This is a genomic window from Mesorhizobium sp. (assembly GCF_004963255.1).
Lineage (GTDB): Bacteria > Pseudomonadota > Alphaproteobacteria > Rhizobiales > Rhizobiaceae > Mesorhizobium.
In genome coordinates this window covers 24,288-42,874 of sequence record NZ_SUGA01000015.1, presented here as the reverse complement: position 1 = coordinate 42,874, position 18,587 = coordinate 24,288, and the positions used below count along the sequence as shown (strand labels likewise).

The 18,587-nt window shown below is 65.0% G+C and carries 14 protein-coding genes; all 14 read left to right on the top strand.

Annotated features, from left to right (window positions below; all coding sequences use genetic code 11):
• Positions 1-5: 5 nt before the first annotated feature.
• The 14 genes from murD to E5X34_RS17145 all read left to right on the top strand — a co-directional run bounded on the left by murD (position 6) and on the right by E5X34_RS17145 (position 18,579).
• Complete coding sequence (gene murD, locus E5X34_RS17210) at positions 6-1,409, top strand: UDP-N-acetylmuramoyl-L-alanine--D-glutamate ligase (RefSeq protein ID WP_292567054.1); 1,404 nt, start codon at positions 6-8, stop codon at positions 1,407-1,409.
• Entirely contained in the window at positions 1,409-2,560 is a 1,152-nt protein-coding gene (gene ftsW, locus E5X34_RS17205) for a putative lipid II flippase FtsW (RefSeq protein WP_112127195.1), read from the top strand. The genes murD and ftsW overlap by 1 nt, the downstream gene beginning before the upstream one ends.
• 6 nt (positions 2,561-2,566) lie before the next feature.
• Complete coding sequence (gene murG / locus E5X34_RS17200; protein WP_292567050.1) at positions 2,567-3,691, top strand: undecaprenyldiphospho-muramoylpentapeptide beta-N-acetylglucosaminyltransferase; 1,125 nt, start codon at positions 2,567-2,569, stop codon at positions 3,689-3,691.
• The gene (murC, locus tag E5X34_RS17195; protein WP_292567047.1) at positions 3,688-5,094 is read left to right on the top strand and encodes a UDP-N-acetylmuramate--L-alanine ligase; all 1,407 of its coding nucleotides are present in this window, start codon (positions 3,688-3,690) and stop codon (positions 5,092-5,094) included. Before murG ends, murC begins: the two co-directional genes overlap by 4 nt.
• A complete protein-coding gene (murB, locus tag E5X34_RS17190) occupies positions 5,091-6,056 on the top strand; it encodes a UDP-N-acetylmuramate dehydrogenase (RefSeq protein ID WP_292567044.1) in 966 nt (321 codons plus the stop codon). Before murC ends, murB begins: the two co-directional genes overlap by 4 nt.
• A gap of 311 nt (positions 6,057-6,367) precedes the next feature.
• Positions 6,368-7,294, top strand: a complete 927-nt coding sequence (locus tag E5X34_RS17185; protein WP_292567041.1) for a D-alanine--D-alanine ligase — start codon at positions 6,368-6,370, stop codon at positions 7,292-7,294.
• Positions 7,282-8,226 carry a cell division protein FtsQ/DivIB gene (locus E5X34_RS17180; protein WP_292567038.1) on the top strand — a complete coding sequence of 315 codons (945 nt, stop codon included), beginning with the start codon at positions 7,282-7,284 and terminating at the stop codon, positions 8,224-8,226. The genes E5X34_RS17185 and E5X34_RS17180 overlap by 13 nt, the downstream gene beginning before the upstream one ends.
• Positions 8,223-9,530, top strand: a complete 1,308-nt coding sequence (gene ftsA, locus E5X34_RS17175) for a cell division protein FtsA (protein WP_292567035.1) — start codon at positions 8,223-8,225, stop codon at positions 9,528-9,530. Before E5X34_RS17180 ends, ftsA begins: the two co-directional genes overlap by 4 nt.
• 67 nt (positions 9,531-9,597) lie before the next feature.
• Entirely contained in the window at positions 9,598-11,265 is a 1,668-nt protein-coding gene (gene ftsZ, locus E5X34_RS17170) for a cell division protein FtsZ (protein ID WP_292567033.1), read from the top strand.
• 357 nt (positions 11,266-11,622) lie between these two features.
• Positions 11,623-12,570, top strand: a complete 948-nt coding sequence (gene lpxC, locus E5X34_RS17165; RefSeq protein ID WP_292567030.1) for a UDP-3-O-acyl-N-acetylglucosamine deacetylase — start codon at positions 11,623-11,625, stop codon at positions 12,568-12,570.
• Positions 12,571-12,770: 200 nt separating this feature from the next.
• Positions 12,771-13,640: an outer membrane protein assembly factor BamD gene (locus E5X34_RS17160; protein ID WP_095815848.1), complete on the top strand. Its 870-nt coding sequence runs from the start codon at positions 12,771-12,773 to the stop codon at positions 13,638-13,640.
• A gap of 8 nt (positions 13,641-13,648) precedes the next feature.
• Entirely contained in the window at positions 13,649-15,322 is a 1,674-nt protein-coding gene (gene recN / locus E5X34_RS17155; RefSeq protein ID WP_292567027.1) for a DNA repair protein RecN, read from the top strand.
• Positions 15,323-15,679: 357 nt separating this feature from the next.
• Positions 15,680-17,887, top strand: coding sequence for an NAD-dependent DNA ligase LigA (gene ligA, locus E5X34_RS17150; RefSeq protein WP_292567025.1), 2,208 nt, complete (start codon positions 15,680-15,682; stop codon positions 17,885-17,887).
• A complete protein-coding gene (locus tag E5X34_RS17145; RefSeq protein WP_292567022.1) occupies positions 17,887-18,579 on the top strand; it encodes a TIGR02453 family protein in 693 nt (230 codons plus the stop codon). Before ligA ends, E5X34_RS17145 begins: the two co-directional genes overlap by 1 nt.
• Positions 18,580-18,587: the final 8 nt, after the last annotated feature.

Here is an 18,587-nt window from a genome sequence, read left to right as displayed (position 1 = left end):
CCCGCTTGATCCCCGCCGCTTCGTTCTCAGGCAAACGCGTTTCGCTCTTCGGGCTCGGCGGCTCGGGGATAGCCACCGCGCATGCGCTGATCGCGGGCGGCGCCGAGGTGCTGGCCTGGGACGACAATCCTGAAAGCGTCGCCCGGGCAGCGGCCGCGGGCATCGCGACGGGCGATCTGCGCACCGCCGACTGGCCGCGCTTCGCCGCCTTCGTGCTGTCGCCAGGGGTGCCGTTGACGCATCCGAAGCCGCATTGGACGGTGGAGCTGGCGCGCGGCGCCGGCGTCGAGGTGATCGGCGATATCGAGCTGTTCTGCCGCGAGCGCATCAGCGACGCGCCGGCAGCACCCTTCATCGCGATCACAGGCACCAACGGCAAGTCGACGACCACGGCTCTGACGGCGCATATATTGAAGTCGGCGGGCCGTGACACGCAAATGGGCGGCAATATCGGCCGCGCCATCATGACGCTCGATCCGCCCGAACCGAAGCGGCACTATGTGGTGGAGTGCTCCTCCTATCAGATCGACCTCGCGCCCTCGATCAACCCGACCGCCGGCATCCTGCTGAACCTGACGCCCGATCATCTCGACCGGCACGGCACGATGGCGCATTACGCCTCGATCAAGGAAAGGCTGGTCGCCGGCTCGGACACCGCGATCGTCGGCGTCGACGATTCCTGGGGCGCCCAGATCGCTGACCGACTCGAGCGGGCAGGGCGGCAGGTCATCCGCATTTCCAAGCGCCTGCCGCTGACCGACGGCTATTTCGCCGACGGCACCAATCTGATGGAAGCCGTGCATGGCCGCTACAGCCGCGTCGCCTTCCTCGAAGGTATCGGCTCGCTGCGCGGCCAGCACAATGCCCAGAACGCGCTGGCCGCCGTGGTCGCCTGCCTCAAGGTCGGGCTCGAGCTCGGCGAGATCCAGGCAGGGCTCGAAAGCTTCCCCGGGCTGGCGCACCGCATGGAACAGGTCGGCCGCAAGGGCCATGTGCTGTTCGTCAACGATTCCAAGGCGACCAACGCCGACGCGGCTGCACCCGCGCTGTCAAGCTTCCCCAGCCGCATCTACTGGATCGCCGGCGGCCTGCCCAAGGAGGGCGGCATCGAGCCGCTGCGCGGCTTCTTCCCGCGCATCGCCAAGGCTTATCTGATCGGCGAGGCGGCGCCCGCCTTCGCGGCGACGCTGGGCGAAGCGGTGCCCTACGAGATATCGGGAACGCTGGCGGCGGCGGTCGAGCATGCCGCCCATGACGCGGCGAGCGACGCCGGCGGCGAGGCGGTGGTGCTGCTTTCGCCGGCCTGCGCCAGTTTCGACCAGTTCAAGAATTTCGAAGTTCGCGGCGAAGCCTTCAGGCAAGCTGCGACTGCTATTGATGGTGTGAAACCCATCGGAGGGCCACGTTGATGCAAAGCCGTCTCGACAAAAGTCCTGTCGCCACCTGGTGGTGGACCATCGATCGCTGGTTTTTGGCGGCGTTCCTGTCGCTGATGGGGCTGGGCATCGTGTTGTCCTTCGCCGCCAGCCCGGCGGTCGCTGAACGCATCGGCCTCAGCAGCTTTCACTTCGCCACCAGGCAGATCATCTTCACCATCCCGGCGCTTGTCGTGATGCTGGCGGTCTCCTTCCTGCAAGCGAGGCAGATAAGGCGCATGTCGCTGGTGCTGATCTGTGTCATGCTGGTGCTGATGGTGGCGGTGCTCTACGTCGGCGTCGAAGTGAAGGGTGCACGCCGCTGGGTGTCGCTCGCCGGCCTGTCCATCCAGCCGTCCGAGTTCCTCAAGCCGGCCTTCGTCATCATCTGCGCGTGGCTGTTTGCCGAGCATAAGCGCCAGCTCGATATCCCCGGCAACCTGTTCGCCCTCTTGCTTCTGGTTCTCGTGGTTTCTCTTCTGGTCGCTCAGCCCGATCTTGGCCAGACCATGCTGGTCACCGGCACCTGGGGCGTTATGTTCTTCATGGCCGGCCTGCCGTGGCTGTGGATCATGGCCCTCGGCATCACCGGTGCGACCGGCCTGTTCGCCGCCTATACGGTGTTCCCGCACGTTGCCTTGCGCATCAACAAGTTCCTGACCGGCGAGGGCGATACGTTTCAGGTCGATATGGGGCGCGAGGCGCTGATCAACGGCAGCTGGTTCGGCGTCGGGCCGGGTGAGGGAACCGTGAAGCGCATCGTTCCGGATGCCCATACCGACTTCGTGTTCTCGGTCGCGGGCGAGGAGTTCGGCCTGATCATGTGCTTCTTCATCATGTCGATCTTCGCCTTCATCGTGCTGCGCGGCCTGAGCATCGCGCTCAAGGAGCATGACGATTTCACCCGCTACGCGGTGGGCGGTCTTGTCACCATCTTCGGCTTGCAGTCGGCCATCAACATGTGCGTGAACCTGCAGCTGATGCCCGCCAAGGGCATGACGCTGCCCTTCATCTCCTATGGCGGCTCCTCGCAGATCGCCATCGCCGTCTCGATGGGCATGGTGCTGGCATTGACGCGCAAGCGTCCGGAAAAGCGCAAGCAGATGGGCTTCGTCCTCGCGCAGCGCGCAATCCCGGCGGAATGAGGCGGGATGGCGAAGGGTGTCATCCTGCTTGCAGCCGGCGGAACGGGCGGACACCTGTTTCCGGCCGAGGCGCTCGCGCATGAGCTGATCGAACGCGGCTGGAAGGTGCATCTTGCCACGGACCGGCGCGCGGAGCGCTATTCCGGACAGTTTCCCGCCGCCGACATCCACGCGATCCCGTCGGCGACACTGGGCTCGAAAAACCCGGTCGCCGTGGTCTCGGCTTTCTGGAAGATCTGGCAGGGCGTGCGCGAAGCAAGCCGGATCATCGCCCGGATCAAGCCGGAGGCGGTCGTCGGCTTCGGCGGCTATCCGACGCTGCCGCCGCTCTATGCGGCGACAAGGCGCAAGGTGCCGACGCTGGTCCACGAGCAGAACGCCGTCATGGGCCGCGCCAACAAGGCGCTTGCCGGCCGCGTCGACGCGATTGCCGGCGGCTTCCTGCCGGAAGGCGCGAGCGCCAATGGCGCAAAGACGGTAACCACCGGCAATCCGGTCAGGCCGCAGGTGCTCGAGGCAGCGAAGACGCCCTATGCGGCATCGAACGAAGGCGAGCCGTTCCGCCTGCTGGTGTTCGGCGGCAGCCAGGGCGCGCAGTTCTTTTCCGATGCGGTTCCGGCGGCGGTCGCGCTGTTGCCGCAAGACCTGCGCAAGCGCCTGGTGATCACCCAGCAGGCGCGCGCGGAGGATGTGGCGCGGGTGAAGGCGGCTTATGCCGAGCTCGGCGTCGACGTCCAGGTCTCGCCCTTCTTTACCGACATGGCGGCGCGCATGGCGGCGGCGCATCTGGTGATGTCGCGCTCCGGCGCCTCCACGGTTTCGGAGATCGCGGTCATCGGCCGGCCGGCGCTGCTGGTTCCCTATCCGCACGCGCTCGACCACGATCAGGCGGCGAATGCCGCGGCCCTTGCCGCAGCCGGCGGCGCCGAGCTCCATCCGCAGTCTACGCTGTCGGCGGAGCGGATTGCGCAACTGGTCGGCGCACTGATGCAGGACCCGGATCGGCTGGTGGCCATGGCCGCCGCTGCCCATTCGGCCGGGAAACCGAACGCGGCGCGGTTGCTCGCCGATCTGACAGAGGCTATTGCGTCCGGCAAAACGGTTTCGGACTATAGGAGGACGCGCGCATGAAGATGCCGCAGACGATCGGCCTTGTGCATTTCATCGGCATTGGCGGCATCGGCATGAGCGGCATCGCCGAGGTGCTGCACAATCTCGGCTACAAGGTGCAGGGTTCCGACCAGGCCGATGGCGCCAATGTGCAGCGGCTGCGCGACAAGGGCATCGAATGCTTCGTCGGCCACAAGGCGGAAAATCTCGGCGATGCCGAAGTCGTCGTCGTTTCGACCGCGATCAAGAAATCCAACCCCGAGCTCAAGGCCGCGCGCGAGAAGCTTTTGCCGATCGTGCGCCGGGCCGAGATGCTGGCCGAGCTGATGCGTTTCCGCCAGGCGGTCGCCATCGGCGGCACGCACGGCAAGACGACGACCACCTCGATGGTGGCGACGCTGCTCGAAGCCGGCGGGCTCGACCCGACCGTCATCAATGGCGGCATCATCAACGCCTATGGCACCAACGCGCGGATGGGCGACGGGGAGTGGATGGTAGTCGAAGCGGACGAAAGCGACGGCACCTTCCTCAAGCTGCCGGCGGACATCGCCGTCGTCACAAATATCGATCCCGAACACCTCGACCACTATGGCAGCTTCGACAAGGTACGCGAGGCCTTCCGTCAGTTCGTCGAGAACGTGCCGTTCTACGGCTTCGGCGTGATGTGCACGGACCATCCGGAGGTGCAGGCGCTGGTCGGCCGCATCGAGGACCGCCGCGTCATCACCTATGGCGAGAACGCGCAGGCCGATGTTCGCTTTACCAACCATCGCATGCTGGGCGCGACCTCGGAATTCGACGTGGTGATCCGCGACCGCAAGGGGCGCGGGACCGCGACGATAACCGGCCTGCGCCTGCCGATGCCGGGCAAGCATAATGTCTCCAACGCGACGGCGGCGATCGCGGTCGCGCACGAACTCGGCCTGTCGGATGAAGCGATCAAGAAAGGTCTGTCGTCCTTCGCCGGCGTCAAGCGGCGGTTCACACACACCGGCTCGTGGAACGGTGTCGAGGTGTTCGACGATTACGGCCATCATCCGGTGGAGATCGCGGCGGTGCTGAAGGCCGCGCGCAGCGCCACCAAAGGGCGCGTGATTGCCATCGCGCAACCGCATCGCTTCACCAGGCTGCACGATCTGTTCAACGAATTCTCCGTCTGCTTCAACGACGCGGATACGGTGATGGTGGCGCCGGTCTATGCGGCAGGCGAGGAGCCTATCGAAGGCGTGACCTCCGATGCGCTGGTTGCGCGCATCCGTTCCGGCGGCCATCGCGACGCGCGCTATATCGATGGCCCGGCGGCGATCGCGCCAGCCATTCGCGAGCTCGCCAAGCCCGGCGATTTCGTCGTCTTCCTCGGCGCCGGCAACATCACGCAATGGGCTTACGCGCTGCCCAAGGAACTTGGCGGGACGCCCTCATGATGCGCGGCCAGGATCTTATCAACAAACTCGGCGACAAGCTTTCGGGCCTGCGCGGCCGCATCACGCCGAACGCCGAGATGGACAAGATCACCTGGTTCCGCGCCGGCGGCCTGGCGGAGGCGCTGTTCCAGCCGGCCGACGAGGAAGACCTCGCCGCCTTCCTGCGCGCCGTGCCGGAAGAGGTGCCGGTCATGGTGGTGGGCGTCGGCTCGAACCTCCTGGTGCGAGACGGCGGCATTCCGGGTTTCGTCGTCAGGCTCTCGGCCAAGGGTTTCGGCGAGGCCGAGGCCACCGGACCGACCACGATCAAAGCCGGTGCGGCGACGCCTGACAAGCGTGTCGCGGCCGTGGCGTATGAAGCCGGCATCGGCGGCTTCCATTTCTACCACGGCATCCCCGGCGCCGTTGGCGGTGCGCTCAGGATGAATGCGGGCGCCAACGGCGTCGAGACCCGGGAACGGGTCGTCGAGGTGACGGCGCTGGACCGCAAGGGCAATCTCCACACGCTCAGCAATGCCGATATGGGTTATGCCTACCGCCACTCGTCCGCGCCCGCCGGACTGATCTTCACCTCCGCCATTTTCGAAGGGTTTCCGGAAGACAAGGCGGCGATCAAGGCGGCAATGGATGCGGTGCAGAACCATCGCGAGACGGTGCAACCGATCCGCGAGAAAACCGGCGGCTCAACCTTCAAGAATCCGGAAGGCACCTCCGCCTGGAAGGAAATCGACAAGGCCGGCTGCCGCGGGCTGATGATCGGCGGCGCGCAGATGTCGCCGATGCATTGCAACTTCATGATCAACACCGGCACCGCGACCGGCTATGATCTCGAATATCTTGGCGAGACGGTGCGCGCGCGTGTGCTCGAGAATTCCGGCATCCGGCTGCATTGGGAAATCAAGCGCCTCGGCAATTTCCGGCCTGGACATGAGGTGCAGGAGTTCCTCGGACAGCTGCTTTAGCGCCTGTTGAAGTTCATGTGATGCTTGAACTTCCGCACCTCGCGGCGGCGTCAACCGTTGCTGCAAAGACTCAACAACACACTTTTCTCGGCTGTTTTCGAGGAAAGTGAATCTCTCGGAATCATAGGCACTTGCCAGCGAATCAACTCTCTGATTCTCTGCCCTGAAGCGTTTCCTGATTTGAGTCGTTCAACGCGTTCAGCCGCGTTTTCCGTCTGGGGGGCAACCTGCCGGAAGACTCGGACTCAATGCTTGGGAATGCGGTGCGGGAATATCGGTTGCAGGCCCGGCGTGAGAGGGGATGACGGGAAATGAAGAAGAAGCATGTGGCTGTTCTCCTCGGTGGATTTTCCTCGGAGCGGCCCGTGTCTCTGTCCTCGGGGAAGGCGTGTGCGGATGCGCTCGAGACTGAAGGCTATCAGGTTACCCGCGTCGATGTTTCGCGCGATGTCGGGTCCGTGCTTGCGGAGCTCAAGCCTGACGTCGCCTTCAATGCGTTGCATGGCCCGTTCGGCGAGGACGGCACCATCCAGGGAATTCTCGAATATCTCGCAATTCCCTACACCCATTCGGGCGTGCTCGCTTCAGCGCTGGCTATGAACAAGGAACAGGCCAAGAAGGTTGCCAAAGCGGCCGGCATTCCGGTCGCGGAATCCAAGGTGGTCAATCGCTTCGCCATCAAGGACGTGCATCCGATGAAGCCGCCTTATGTGGTCAAGCCGGTCAATGAGGGGTCGAGCTTCGGTGTCGTCATCGTGCATGAGGGGCAGTCGCATCCGCCGCAGGTGATCGGCTCAACCGAATGGCAATATGGCGAGACCGTCATGGTTGAGCGCTACATCCATGGGCGCGAATTGACCTGCGCGGTGATGGGCGATGTGGCGCTCGGCGTCTGCGAGATCATCCCGACCGGGCATTCCTTCTACGACTACGACTCAAAATACGTGCCCGGCGGATCAAAACACGAAATCCCTGCTAAAATTTCACCGAATATTTACCAAAAAATACAGACACTGGCCCTCAAGGCTCATCTTGCCATTGGTTGCCGGGGCGTCTCCCGATCGGACTTCCGTTACGACGACCGTCACTCCGAAAACGGCGAGGTTGTCTGGCTCGAGGTCAACACTCAGCCGGGCATGACGCCGACGTCTCTGGTGCCCGAAATCGCCGCGCAAGCGGGACACTCGTTCGGCGATTTGTTGAGTTGGATGGTGGAGGACGCTTCGTGTCTGCGTTGAGGTGGGGACAGGGTAATGGCGGCAACGCGGCTGGTCCCGCGCTGTTCGGCGTGCCGCTGTCATTCGACCGTTTCGTCTTGCCGCGTCAGCTTCGCCGGCCGGTGCGCGTGCTGGCGCGCCTGTGCGGTGGCGAGTATGAGGCGCCGCGCTTTTCGGCGGCGATCCTTTCCGCCGCGCTCATCGCGTCGAGCAGCGCCTATGGCGCTTTTCTTGGCGGCTACTCCGACAGCGTCGTGCAGGGCATCACGGCCCGCACCGGCTTTGCCGTCGACCAGATCAAGGTGGTCGGCAACCGTCAGACATCCGAGATCGATGTGCTCGACCGGCTCGGCCTCGACGGCTGGACCTCGCTGATCGGCTTCGATGCCGAGGCTGCGCGCGAGCGCATCGCGACGCTGCCCTGGGTCGAGGGCGCGGCGGTGCGCAAGATCTACCCTCATACGCTGGAAGTGCGCATCGAGGAGCGCGAGCCCTTCGCGCTCTGGCAGCAGGGCGCATCAGTTTCGGTGATCGAGCGGTCCGGCGAGGTGATCGCGCCGTTCTCGGGCGGCAAGCAGGCGCTGCTGCCGTTGATCATCGGTAGCGGCGCGCCGGCCATGGCGCCGGCCTTCCTCGACAAGATCAAGCGCTATCCCGAGCTGGCGGCCCGGGTCAAAGGTTATATCCGTGTCGGCGAGCGGCGCTGGGACCTGAGGCTTGAGAACGGCATCACGATCAAGCTCCCGGAAGACGATGAGGACCAGGCGATCGCCGAGCTCGTCAAGATCGACCATGACAACGGGCTTTTGATGCGCGACATCGCCGCCGTCGACATGCGGCTCCCCGACCGGCTGGTCGTGGAGCTCTCGCCGGAGGCGGCCACGCAGCGCGAAGCCGCGCTCAGCGACAAGCCGAAGAACCTGGCCAAGCGCAAGACGGGGACGAAGATATGAGCTGGCTTGGCGGCGGCAGCGACGCTTCTTCGCGCCGGTCGGGCATCCTCACGGTGCTCGACGTCGGCTCCAGCAAGGTTTGCTGCGTGGTGGCGAAGCTCAAGCCCAACGAGGACGGCAAGCTTCTGCGCGGACGCTCGCATCGTATCCAGGTGATCGGCATCGGCCACCAGAAATCGCAGGGCGTGAAGTCCGGCGTCGTGGTGGACCTCGATCGCGCTGAGCATGCCATCCGGCTTGCCGTCGACGCCGCCGAGCGCATGGCCGGGCTCACGGTCGATTCCCTCATCGTCAACATGACGGCGGGCCGGCTGAAGAGCGAAGCCTTTTCGGCGACGATCAATCTCGGTGGTCATCAGGTCGAGGAAGTCGACATCAAGCGCGTCCTCGCGGCCGGCGCCAAGCAGGCGCTGAGGGCCGAGCGCGAAGTGATCCATTCGCTGCCGGTCGGCTTCTCGCTCGACGGCGAGCGCGGCATGCGCGACCCGCGCGGCATGGTAGGCGACGCACTCGGCGTCGACATGCATGTGCTGACGGGCGACGCGGCGCCGATGCGGAATCTCGAGCTTTGCATTAACCGCTCGCATCTGTCGGTCGAGCGCATGGTGGCGACGCCCTATGCCAGCGGGCTTGCCTCGCTGGTCGACGACGAACTCGAAATGGGCGCCGCCTGCATCGACATGGGCGGCGGCACGACGACCATCTCGGTCTTCTCGGAAGGCAAGTTCATCCATGGCGACGCCATCGCCATCGGCGGCAACCATGTGACGCTCGACATGGCCAAGGGCCTGTCGACCTCGCTCGATGCCGCGGAGCGGCTGAAGGTGATGCATGGCTCAGCGCTGCCCGGAAGCGCCGACGACCGCGACCTCGTCTCGATCCAGCCGATCGGCGAGGAAGGCGATGTGCCGTCGCAGATACCGCGCTCGGTGATGACGCGCATCATCCGTGCGCGCATCGACGAAACGCTCGAGCTTTTGCGCGATCGGCTGAACAAGTCCGGCTACGGCAATGCCGTGGGAAAACGCGTCGTGCTCACCGGAGGCGCCAGCCAGCTCGCCGGCCTGCCGGAAGCGGCGCGCCGCATTCTCGGGCGCAATGTGCGCATCGGCCGTCCGCTCGGCGTGGCGGGCCTGCCGGAGGCGGCGAAGGGACCGGCGTTCTCGACCCCGGTCGGACTGATGATCTACCCGCAGATGGCGAGCTTCGAGAGCCATTCGGCGAAAGGACTTTCCGGTTTCAGGATGACCGGAACGGGCGGAAGACTGCATCGCATGAGTCAGTGGTTGAGAGACAGTTTTTAATTTGACGGGGACAGCCCCATAGGCGGCCGCAGCGGCGAGGCGGCGGGAAAGGCAAAGGACGGAGACAATGACCATCAATCTGCAAAAGCCGGACATCACCGAGCTCAAGCCCCGCATCACCGTGTTCGGTGTCGGCGGCGGCGGCGGCAATGCCGTCAACAACATGATCACCGCCGGTCTGCGCGGGGTCGAATTTGTCGTCGCCAACACCGACGCCCAGGCGCTGACCATGTCGAAGGCCGAGCGGCTGATCCAGCTCGGCGCGCATGTCACCGAAGGCCTCGGCGCCGGCTCTCAGCCGGAAGTCGGCCGCGCGGCGGCGGAAGAGTGCATCGACGAGATCATCGATCATCTGTCCAACACCCATATGTGCTTCGTCACCGCCGGCATGGGCGGCGGTACCGGCACGGGCGCCGCCCCGGTCGTTGCCCGCGCGGCGCGCGAGAAGGGCATCCTCACCGTCGGCGTCGTCACCAAGCCGTTCCACTTCGAGGGCCAGCGCCGCATGAAGACGGCCGACATGGGCATCGAGGAACTGCAGAAATGCGTCGACACCCTGATCGTCATCCCCAACCAGAACCTGTTCCGGCTGGCCAATGACAAGACCACCTTCGCCGATGCCTTCGCCATGGCCGACCAGGTGCTCTATTCGGGCGTCGCCTGCATCACCGACCTGATGGTCAAGGAAGGCCTGATCAATCTCGACTTCGCCGACGTGCGCTCGGTTATGCGCGAGATGGGCAAGGCGATGATGGGCACCGGCGAAGCTTCGGGCGAGGGGCGCGCGATGGCCGCTGCCGAAGCCGCGATCGCCAACCCGCTGCTCGACGAGACCTCGATGAAGGGCGCCAAGGGCCTGCTGATCTCGATCACCGGCGGCCGCGATCTCACGCTGTTCGAGGTGGACGAGGCCGCGACCCGCATCCGCGAGGAGGTCGACCAGGACGCCAACATCATCCTGGGCGCCACCTTCGACGAGGAACTGGAGGGCGTGATCCGCGTGTCGGTCGTTGCCACCGGCATCGACAAGTCGGCGGCCGAAATCGCCGCGGCGCCGATCTCGATCCGCGCTCCGCAGAAGCCGGCCGCCCGTCCGGCGGCGGCTCCGGCCGCTGAAATCCGTCCGGCACCGGTTCCGCAGCAGGTCTACGAGCCGCGCGCGGTCGATCCGGTCGCCGAGGCGATCCAGCTTGCCGAGGCAAACGCAGCCGCCATGGCGCAGCCGCGCCCCGCGCCGGTCGACGACTTCCGGCCGCAGAGCAAGATCTTCCAGGCTCCGCCAGCCCAGCCGCAACCGCAGCCGCAGCCGGTGATGCAGCCGCAGGTCATGCAGCAGCCCGCACCGCAGCGCGAGATGCCGCAGCCGGTGACCGCCGCTCCGCAGCGTATGCCACGCGTGGAGGATTTCCCGCCGGTGGTGAGGGCTGAGGTCGAAGCCAAGACCCGCCCGGCGGACCATGAGAACAGCGGTCCGATGGGGCTGATCAAGCGGCTGACCAACGGCCTGACCCGCCGTGAGGAAGAGCCGGCCCGGCTCCAGCCGGCGCAGCCGCGCGAACCGAAGCTGCGCCAGGCAGCGCCCGAGATGCGCCGCCTCGCCAGCCAGGATCCTGCGCTCTACGCGCCGCGCCGCGGCCAGCTCGACGACCAGGGCCGGCTGACGCCGCAGGCCCGCACGGTCCAGGAAGATGATCAGCTGGAAATTCCGGCCTTCCTGCGCCGCCAGGCCAACTGAGCGATACGGCGCACCGCCGATCGTTAACGATATATAACGGTTGTTAACAGGCAGACGAGAAATCGTCTGCCTGTTGTTTTTGTAAAAACCATGGAAAACAATGGCTTATCAGCTGTTTCTGACGCAATCCCGTGGTTACACGGGGTAAGAAACCGTGATTTGGAGTCTACAGGGCGGGCCACTATCTTCGCCACGGACTAAAGTCGGTTTGCCGGGATTCGGGGAGTAGCCCTGCCTGCCGATAACACAGAGCCGCGTGCTCTTGCTTATTTTGCCGCATTCCATGCGAGCGCCAGACTGTTCACCTGGCTGCAAGATACCCAAGGCCGATGGAGCGGACGCAGGCATTTTGGGCGTATGGGGTTACTCTTGCACGACTATCAGACGACAGTGAAATCGCGCGCGACGCTGACTGGCATCGGCGTCCATAGCGGCAAGACCGTCACCGTTCATTTCCTGCCGGCCGACGCCGATACGGGCATCGTCTTCCATCTTTCGAACGGCGGCGAAACCCGTGAGCTTCGCGCCCTGGTCGCGGAAGTCGGCGCCACCGATCTTTGCACCATGCTCGGCGATCCGGCCGGCGCGCATATCGGCACCGTCGAGCATCTGATGGCGACGGTGTTCGGCCTCGGCATCGACAATCTCATCATCGAGATCGACGGCTCGGAAGTCCCGATCCTCGACGGCAGCGCCATGGCTTTCGTCGAAGCCTTCGACCTCGCGGGCATCGAGACGCTGGCGGTGAAGCGCCGCTATATCCGTGTGGTCAAGCCAGTGCGCGTGGAAGCCGGCGCGTCCTGGGCGGAATTCCGCCCCTATGACGGCACGCGATTCGAGGTCGAGATCGATTTCGAGAGCCCGGCGATCGGCCGCCAGCAATTCGCCTCCGACATCAACCCCGATATCTTCCGCCGCGATATCGCACGGGCGCGGACCTTCGGCTTCATGAAGGATGTCGAGAGGCTTTGGGCCGCCGGCTACGCGCTCGGCTCGTCGCTGGAAAACTCACTGGTCATCGGCGACGACAACCGCGTCATCAATGTCGGCGGGCTGCGCTATCCCAATGAGTTCGCCCGCCACAAGACCCTCGATGCCATGGGCGATCTGGCGCTGGCCGGCGCGCGCTTCATCGGCTGTTTCCGCTCCTATCGCGGCGGTCACCGGATGAACGCGTCCGCGTTGCGCCGGCTGCTTTCCGACCACACGGCCTTCGAGATCGTCGAGACCCGGCGCCGCGAGCGTGGCCGCGTCGCCGAGATGATTGCCGTCAGCCGGCCGGTCTACGCACCTTGGGTGATCTGATTTTTAACCGTTTTCTGGCGTTGTAGTCAGGCTGTGTTGCACGATTGCATCACGAATCGCTGAAATTGCACAAGCTCGGGCGCAGCGCCGGGCCGCCACAAAAATGTGCGATTGGCCGGACATAGCGTTGCCGGGCAAGGGGATAATGGTTTATGGCTTCGGCCCGGACCGAAACGACGCCGAAGGGGCGGAATCCAAACATGTTTTTTTCGCGAGTTGGTCAATCGGTAGCGCCGCGTCGGGGTGTTTTGCTGGCGCTGTCGGTGGTTGCTCCCGCGCTTGTTCTTTCGGCCTGCATGTCCTCCGAGAAGGACGTCAACCTGGCGACCTATGTCGATCAGACCGAGCCGGCCGACGTCCTCTACAACCAGGGTCTGGCCAATATGAATGCCGGCCGCCTCGACGAGGCGAGCAAGAAATTCGATGCCGTCGACCGCCAGCATCCCTATTCGGAATTCGCCCGGAAATCGATGGTGATGGGCGCCTTCGCCGATTATCGCGCCGGCAAATACGATGAGGCGATCGGCACCGCGAAGCGTTATCTGACGCTTTATCCGACGACCGACGACGCGCCCTACGCGCAATATATCATCGGCTTGAGCTACTACCGGCAGATCAAGGATGTTACCCAGGACCAGAAGGAAGCGCGCCAGACAATCCAGACCATGCAGGATCTGGTGACGCGTTGGCCGGACTCCGAATATGTCACCGACGCCAAGGACAAGATCCGCTTTGCCAACGACCAGCTTGCCGGCAAGGAGATGCAGGTCGGCCGTTACTATCTCGAGCGCCGCGAATACATCGCCGCCGTGAAGCGTTTCCGCACCGTGGTCGAGACCTATTCCAATACCCGCCATGTCGAAGAGGCGCTCGCGCGCCTGACCGAGTCCTATTATGCCATGGGCCTGACCTCGGAAGCGCAGACGGCCGCGGCGGTGCTCGGCACCAACTATCCGGACAGCCAGTGGTACAAGGATTCCTACAAGCTCCTGCAGAGCAACGGGCTTGAGCCGCGCGAGAATGCCGGATCGTGGATCTCCAAGGCTGGGAAGATGATCACCGGCGCCTGAAGCTTGCGATGCTGTCCAGACTGTCGATCCGCGATATTGTCCTGATCGAGAAGCTGGACATCGACTTCCTGCCCGGGCTTTCTGTGCTGACCGGCGAAACCGGCGCCGGCAAATCCATCCTGCTCGATGCCTTGTCGCTGGCGCTCGGCGCGCGCGGCGACGCCTCGCTCGTGCGCCATGGCGCGGCGCAGGGCCAGGTCATCGCGGTGTTCGACGTGCCGCGCAACCATCCGGCGCGCGCGCTGCTTGCCGAAAACGACATCGAGGATGACGGCGACATCATCCTGCGCCGTGTGCAGACCGCCGACGGCCGCACCCGCGTCTTCGTCAACGACCAGCCTTCCAGCGTCACCTTGATGCGCGATGTCGGCCGCGCGCTGGTCGAGATTCATGGCCAGCATGACGAGCGCGCGCTGGTCGATCCCGGCGCGCATCGCGAATTGCTGGACAGTTTCGGCGGCCATCTGGGCGCCGTGCGCGGCACAGGCGAGGCCTGGCGCTACTGGCGAAACTGCGAACAGGAGCTTTCCCGGCATCGCGCCAAGGTCGAGGCGGCGGCGCGCGAGGCCGATTATCTGCGCGCTTCCGTCGCCGAGCTTGCCAAACTCGACCCGCAGCCGGGCGAGGAGACGGAGCTTGCGGAACTGCGCGCGCAGATGATGCGCGTCGAGAAGATCGCCGCCGAGATCCATGACGCGCAGGATGTGTTGTCGGGACCGTCCTCGCCGCTGCCGCAGCTTGCCAGCCTTTTGCGCCGGCTGCAGCGCAAGGCAGGCGAAGCGCCGGGCCTGCTCGACGACGTGGTGAAATCGCTTGACGAGGCGATGATCTCGCTCGATGCGGCGCAGTCGGGCGTGGAAGCCGCGCTTCGCGCCACTGAATATGATCCGCAACGCCTGGAGAAGGCGGAGGAGCGGCTTTTCGCGCTGCGCGCCGCCTCGCGCAAGCACAATGTCGCGGTCGACGATCTGGCGCAGCTGCGCGACACGATGGTGGCCGATCTTGCCGACCTGGATGCCGGCGAGGAGCGGCTGCACACGCTGGAAAAGCAGGCAGCCGCGGCGCGCGAGGCCTACGATGTTTCCGCGGCGCAGCTTTCGTCGCTGCGCCAGGCGGCGGCTGCGGGGCTGACCAAGGCGGTGATGGCCGAATTGCCGGCGCTGAAGCTCGAACGGGCCGAGTTCATCGTCGAGATGGGAAGCGACGCCGAAAGCCGCATGGAAGAAGGCATCGACCAGGTGGAATTCTGGGTGCGGACCAATCCGGGCACCAGGCCGGGGCCGATGATGAAGGTCGCCTCGGGCGGCGAGCTCTCGCGCTTTCTTTTGGCACTGAAGGTGGCGCTCGCCGATCGCGGCTCGGCGCCCACCCTGGTTTTCGACGAAATCGACACCGGCGTCGGCGGCGCGGTGGCCGACGCCATCGGCCAGCGGCTGGCGCGGCTGTCGAAGCGCGTACAGGTGCTTTCCGTCACGCATGCGCCGCAGGTTGCGGCACGCGCCGCGACGCATTTCCTGATCTCCAAATCCGGCGGCAAGGACCGTGTCGCCACCGGCATCGCCGAAATGGACCGCGCCGCGCGCCAGGAGGAGATCGCGCGCATGCTGGCCGGCGCCGTCATCACCGACGAAGCGCGCGCCGCGGCGGAGCGGCTGCTGCGCGAGAATACGGCCGCGGCCTAGGCTGTGCTGATATTCAGGTGAGGCCGGTCTGCGAACGGCGGCTTCCTGCGCTTCCGGTGCTCACGTACTTCAAGTACGCTCCGCTCCGGTTCTCGGAAGCCACCCTTCTCGACTCGGCCTGACCTGAATCTCAACACATCCTTTGGTTCTCCCAGCCTGCAGGTTGAGTCAGCAGATGGCTGCATCCCGCTGTTCAGCAATGATTTCTTCGCAATCCGACTCCCTCGCAACGAATCCTGATTTATAGTAGCCCGCCGCCAAGCGCGCTGCGCTCGGCGGTTGTTGTTTTATGCATGTCGTTATCCCAAAACCGCACGACACTTTTGGGCGAAATGCATTGTTCGAGGACCGCGTTTCATGTCGGAAAAACCAGTCGAATCGCTGAGCGAGGGTGAGGCCGCGGAGGAGTTGAAGCGGCTCGCGGCGGAGATCGCCGAGCACGACCGGCGCTACCACACCGAGGACGCCCCGACGATCTCGGACGCCGAATATGACGCCTTGGCGCGGCGCAATCTCGCGATCGAGGAGCGCTTTCCCGATCTCGTGCGCGAGGATTCGCCGTCGCGCCGGGTCGGCGCGCCACCGGCCGAAGGCTTTGCCAAGGTCCGTCATGCGGTGCCGATGCTCAGCCTCGCCAAGGCCTATACCGACGAGGACGTCGCCGATTTCATCGAACGCGGCCGGCGCTTCTTCGACCGCGACAAGGACCTCGACATCGCCTTCACCGCCGAGCCGAAGATCGACGGCCTGTCGGCCTCGCTGCGCTATGAGAACGGCGTGTTCGTGCAGGGCGCGACGCGTGGCGACGGCGCAGTCGGCGAGGACATCACCGCCAATCTGAAGACGATTGCCGATATCCCGAAGAAGTTGCAGGGCTCGGGCTGGCCGGAGGTCATCGAAATCCGTGGCGAGGTCTATATGACCTATGCCGAATTCGAGGCGCTGAAGCAGCGCTCGGCGGCTACAGGCGGTCAGGATTACGTCAATCCGCGCAACACGGCGGCCGGGTCGCTGCGCCAGAAGGACCCGTCGGTCACCGCCAGCCGCAACCTCAAATTCTTCGCCTATGCCTGGGGCTACACCACCGCCGATCCGGCTCCGACGCAGTACGATTCCGTGCAGAAGTTCAAGGAGTGGGGATTCAAGGTTAGCCCGCTGATGGTGCGGGCGAAGTCGATCGACGAGCTCATCGCGCAGTACCATCATATCGAGGAATTGCGCTCGTCCTTGGGCTACGACATAGACGGCGTGGTCTATAAGGTCGACCAGCTCGAGCTGCAGCGCCGCTGGGGTTTCGTCACCGGCGAGCCGCGCTGGGCGGTCGCCCACAAATTCCCGGCCGAGCAGGCGATGACGACGGTCGAGAAGATCGACATCCAGGTCGGCCGCACCGGCACTCTGGCGCCCGTGGCGCGGCTGGCGCCCGTCACGGTCGGCGGCGTGGTGGTCGAGAACGTCACGCTGCACAATGAGGATTATATCAAGGGCTTCGACAGCAACGGTCAGCCGATCCGCGACGGCATCGACGTTCGCATCGGCGACACCGTGGTCATCCAGCGGGCAGGGGACGTCATCCCGCAGATCGTCAGCGTCGTCATCGACAAGCGGCCGGCCAATGCCGTGCCTTACGAATTTCCGCATACCTGCCCGGTCTGCGGCTCGCCGGCGACGCGCGAGATCAACGAGAAGACCGGCAAGGAGGATTCGCGGCGCCGTTGCACCGGCGAGCTGATCTGCGCCGCGCAGGCGGTGGAAGGGCTGCGCCACTTCGTGTCGCGCGGCGCGATGGATATTGAGGGCCTCGGCGCGGAAAACATCGACCTCTTCTTCAATGCGGGGCTGGTGAAGACCGCCGCCGACATCTTCACGCTGAAGGATCGCCGCCCGGCGGTCACCAAGGCTCTGGCCGAGCGGCGCGAGGAGCAGGCGCGGCTGCGCGAGGAAGCCTCGGGCAAGACACGCAAGAATGTGCGCAGCGTCGAGGAGCGCAACTATGAAGGCCTCGACAAGCTCTTCGCCGCCATCGACGCTCGCCGCGAGCCCGAGCTCGACCGCTTCATCTTCGCGCTCGGCATCCGTCATATCGGCGAGACGACGGCAGCGGTGCTTGCCCGTCAGTTCTCGACCATCGAAGAACTGATCCGCGTGGGCAAGGAGACGGCAAAGGCGGAGGATCCGCACAGCGTCTTCCCGTCGATCAACGGCATCGGCGACACGGTTATCAATGCGCTGCGCGACTTCTTCGGCAATGAGCGCAACGACGACGTGCTGGATGCCTTGCTCGCGCAAGTCCACCCCAAGCCTTATGTCATGGAAATCTCGGCCGGCAGTGAAGTCTCCGGCAAGACGGTGGTGTTCACCGGCACGCTGGAAAAGATGACGCGCTCCGAGGCCAAGGCGATGGCCGAGCGGCTCGGCGCCAAGGTGGCGGGCTCGGTTTCGGCCAAGACCGACCTGGTGGTGGCAGGGCCGGGCGCCGGCTCGAAGCTGAAAGTTGCAAGCGAGCTCGGCATCGAGGTGATCGACGAGGACACCTGGCTGCAGCGCATCGGCAGGGCCGGCTGATGACCGGCGCGTTCAAGGGGTTCGGGCCGAAGGCCATTCCATTCCTGAAGGCGCTCGATTTCCACCAGAGCCGGGAATGGTTCCAAGAGAATCGCGACCTCTTCGACAGCGAGTTGCATGGGCCGTTCTGCGATCTCGTCGAGACGCTCACCACGCGCTTCGAAGCAGCCAAGCTCGGCTTGCGCGGCGACCGCAAGAGGTCGCTGTTCCGCATCAATCGCGACGTGCGCTTCTCCAAGGACAAGCGGCCCTACAACCGGCATCTCTCGGCGATCCTTTCGCCCGACGGCACCAAGATGGAGCAGGGCGTCTTCTATGTGCACATCGGGCTCGAGCGCTGCTTCGCCGGAGTTGCCTGGTGGCAGCCGGCGCCCGAACTGCTGCAGGCCATGCGCAAGGCGATCGTCACCAAGCCGGCCGCGTTCCGCGCCATGGTCTCGTCGCTCAAGAAGGCCGGGCTGGAACTCGATGCGGAAGATCGCCTGAAGCGGGCGCCGCGCGGTTTCGAGCACGTCGCCGACGAGGATCTCGCCCAAGCGGTGCGCAACCGGCATTTCGTGGTCCGGCACGACATCGATCCGGCGACGATCCATTCGCCGGCGCTGGTCGACGATCTCGTCGACTTCACGCTTCGCGCCAAGCCGCTGCTCGACTGGGGCAGGGCGATCCAGGGGACGGCCGCTGCTGCCTGACGCCGCCG

What these genes read in the sequence shown, in the direction of transcription:
- ftsW (WP_112127195.1), top strand. Translation starts at nt 1,409, where the DNA reads ATGCAAAGCCGTCTCGACAAAAGTCCTGTCGCCACCTGGTGGTGGACC.
- murG (WP_292567050.1), top strand. Translation starts at nt 2,567, where the DNA reads ATGGCGAAGGGTGTCATCCTGCTTGCAGCCGGCGGAACGGGCGGACAC.
- murC (WP_292567047.1), top strand. Translation starts at nt 3,688, where the DNA reads ATGAAGATGCCGCAGACGATCGGCCTTGTGCATTTCATCGGCATTGGC.
- murB (WP_292567044.1), top strand. Translation starts at nt 5,091, where the DNA reads ATGATGCGCGGCCAGGATCTTATCAACAAACTCGGCGACAAGCTTTCG.
- E5X34_RS17185 (WP_292567041.1), top strand. Translation starts at nt 6,368, where the DNA reads ATGAAGAAGAAGCATGTGGCTGTTCTCCTCGGTGGATTTTCCTCGGAG.
- ftsA (WP_292567035.1), top strand. Translation starts at nt 8,223, where the DNA reads ATGAGCTGGCTTGGCGGCGGCAGCGACGCTTCTTCGCGCCGGTCGGGC.
- ftsZ (WP_292567033.1), top strand. Translation starts at nt 9,598, where the DNA reads ATGACCATCAATCTGCAAAAGCCGGACATCACCGAGCTCAAGCCCCGC.
- lpxC (WP_292567030.1), top strand. Translation starts at nt 11,623, where the DNA reads ATGGGGTTACTCTTGCACGACTATCAGACGACAGTGAAATCGCGCGCG.
- E5X34_RS17160 (WP_095815848.1), top strand. Translation starts at nt 12,771, where the DNA reads ATGTTTTTTTCGCGAGTTGGTCAATCGGTAGCGCCGCGTCGGGGTGTT.
- recN (WP_292567027.1), top strand. Translation starts at nt 13,649, where the DNA reads ATGCTGTCCAGACTGTCGATCCGCGATATTGTCCTGATCGAGAAGCTG.
- ligA (WP_292567025.1), top strand. Translation starts at nt 15,680, where the DNA reads ATGTCGGAAAAACCAGTCGAATCGCTGAGCGAGGGTGAGGCCGCGGAG.
- E5X34_RS17145 (WP_292567022.1), top strand. Translation starts at nt 17,887, where the DNA reads ATGACCGGCGCGTTCAAGGGGTTCGGGCCGAAGGCCATTCCATTCCTG.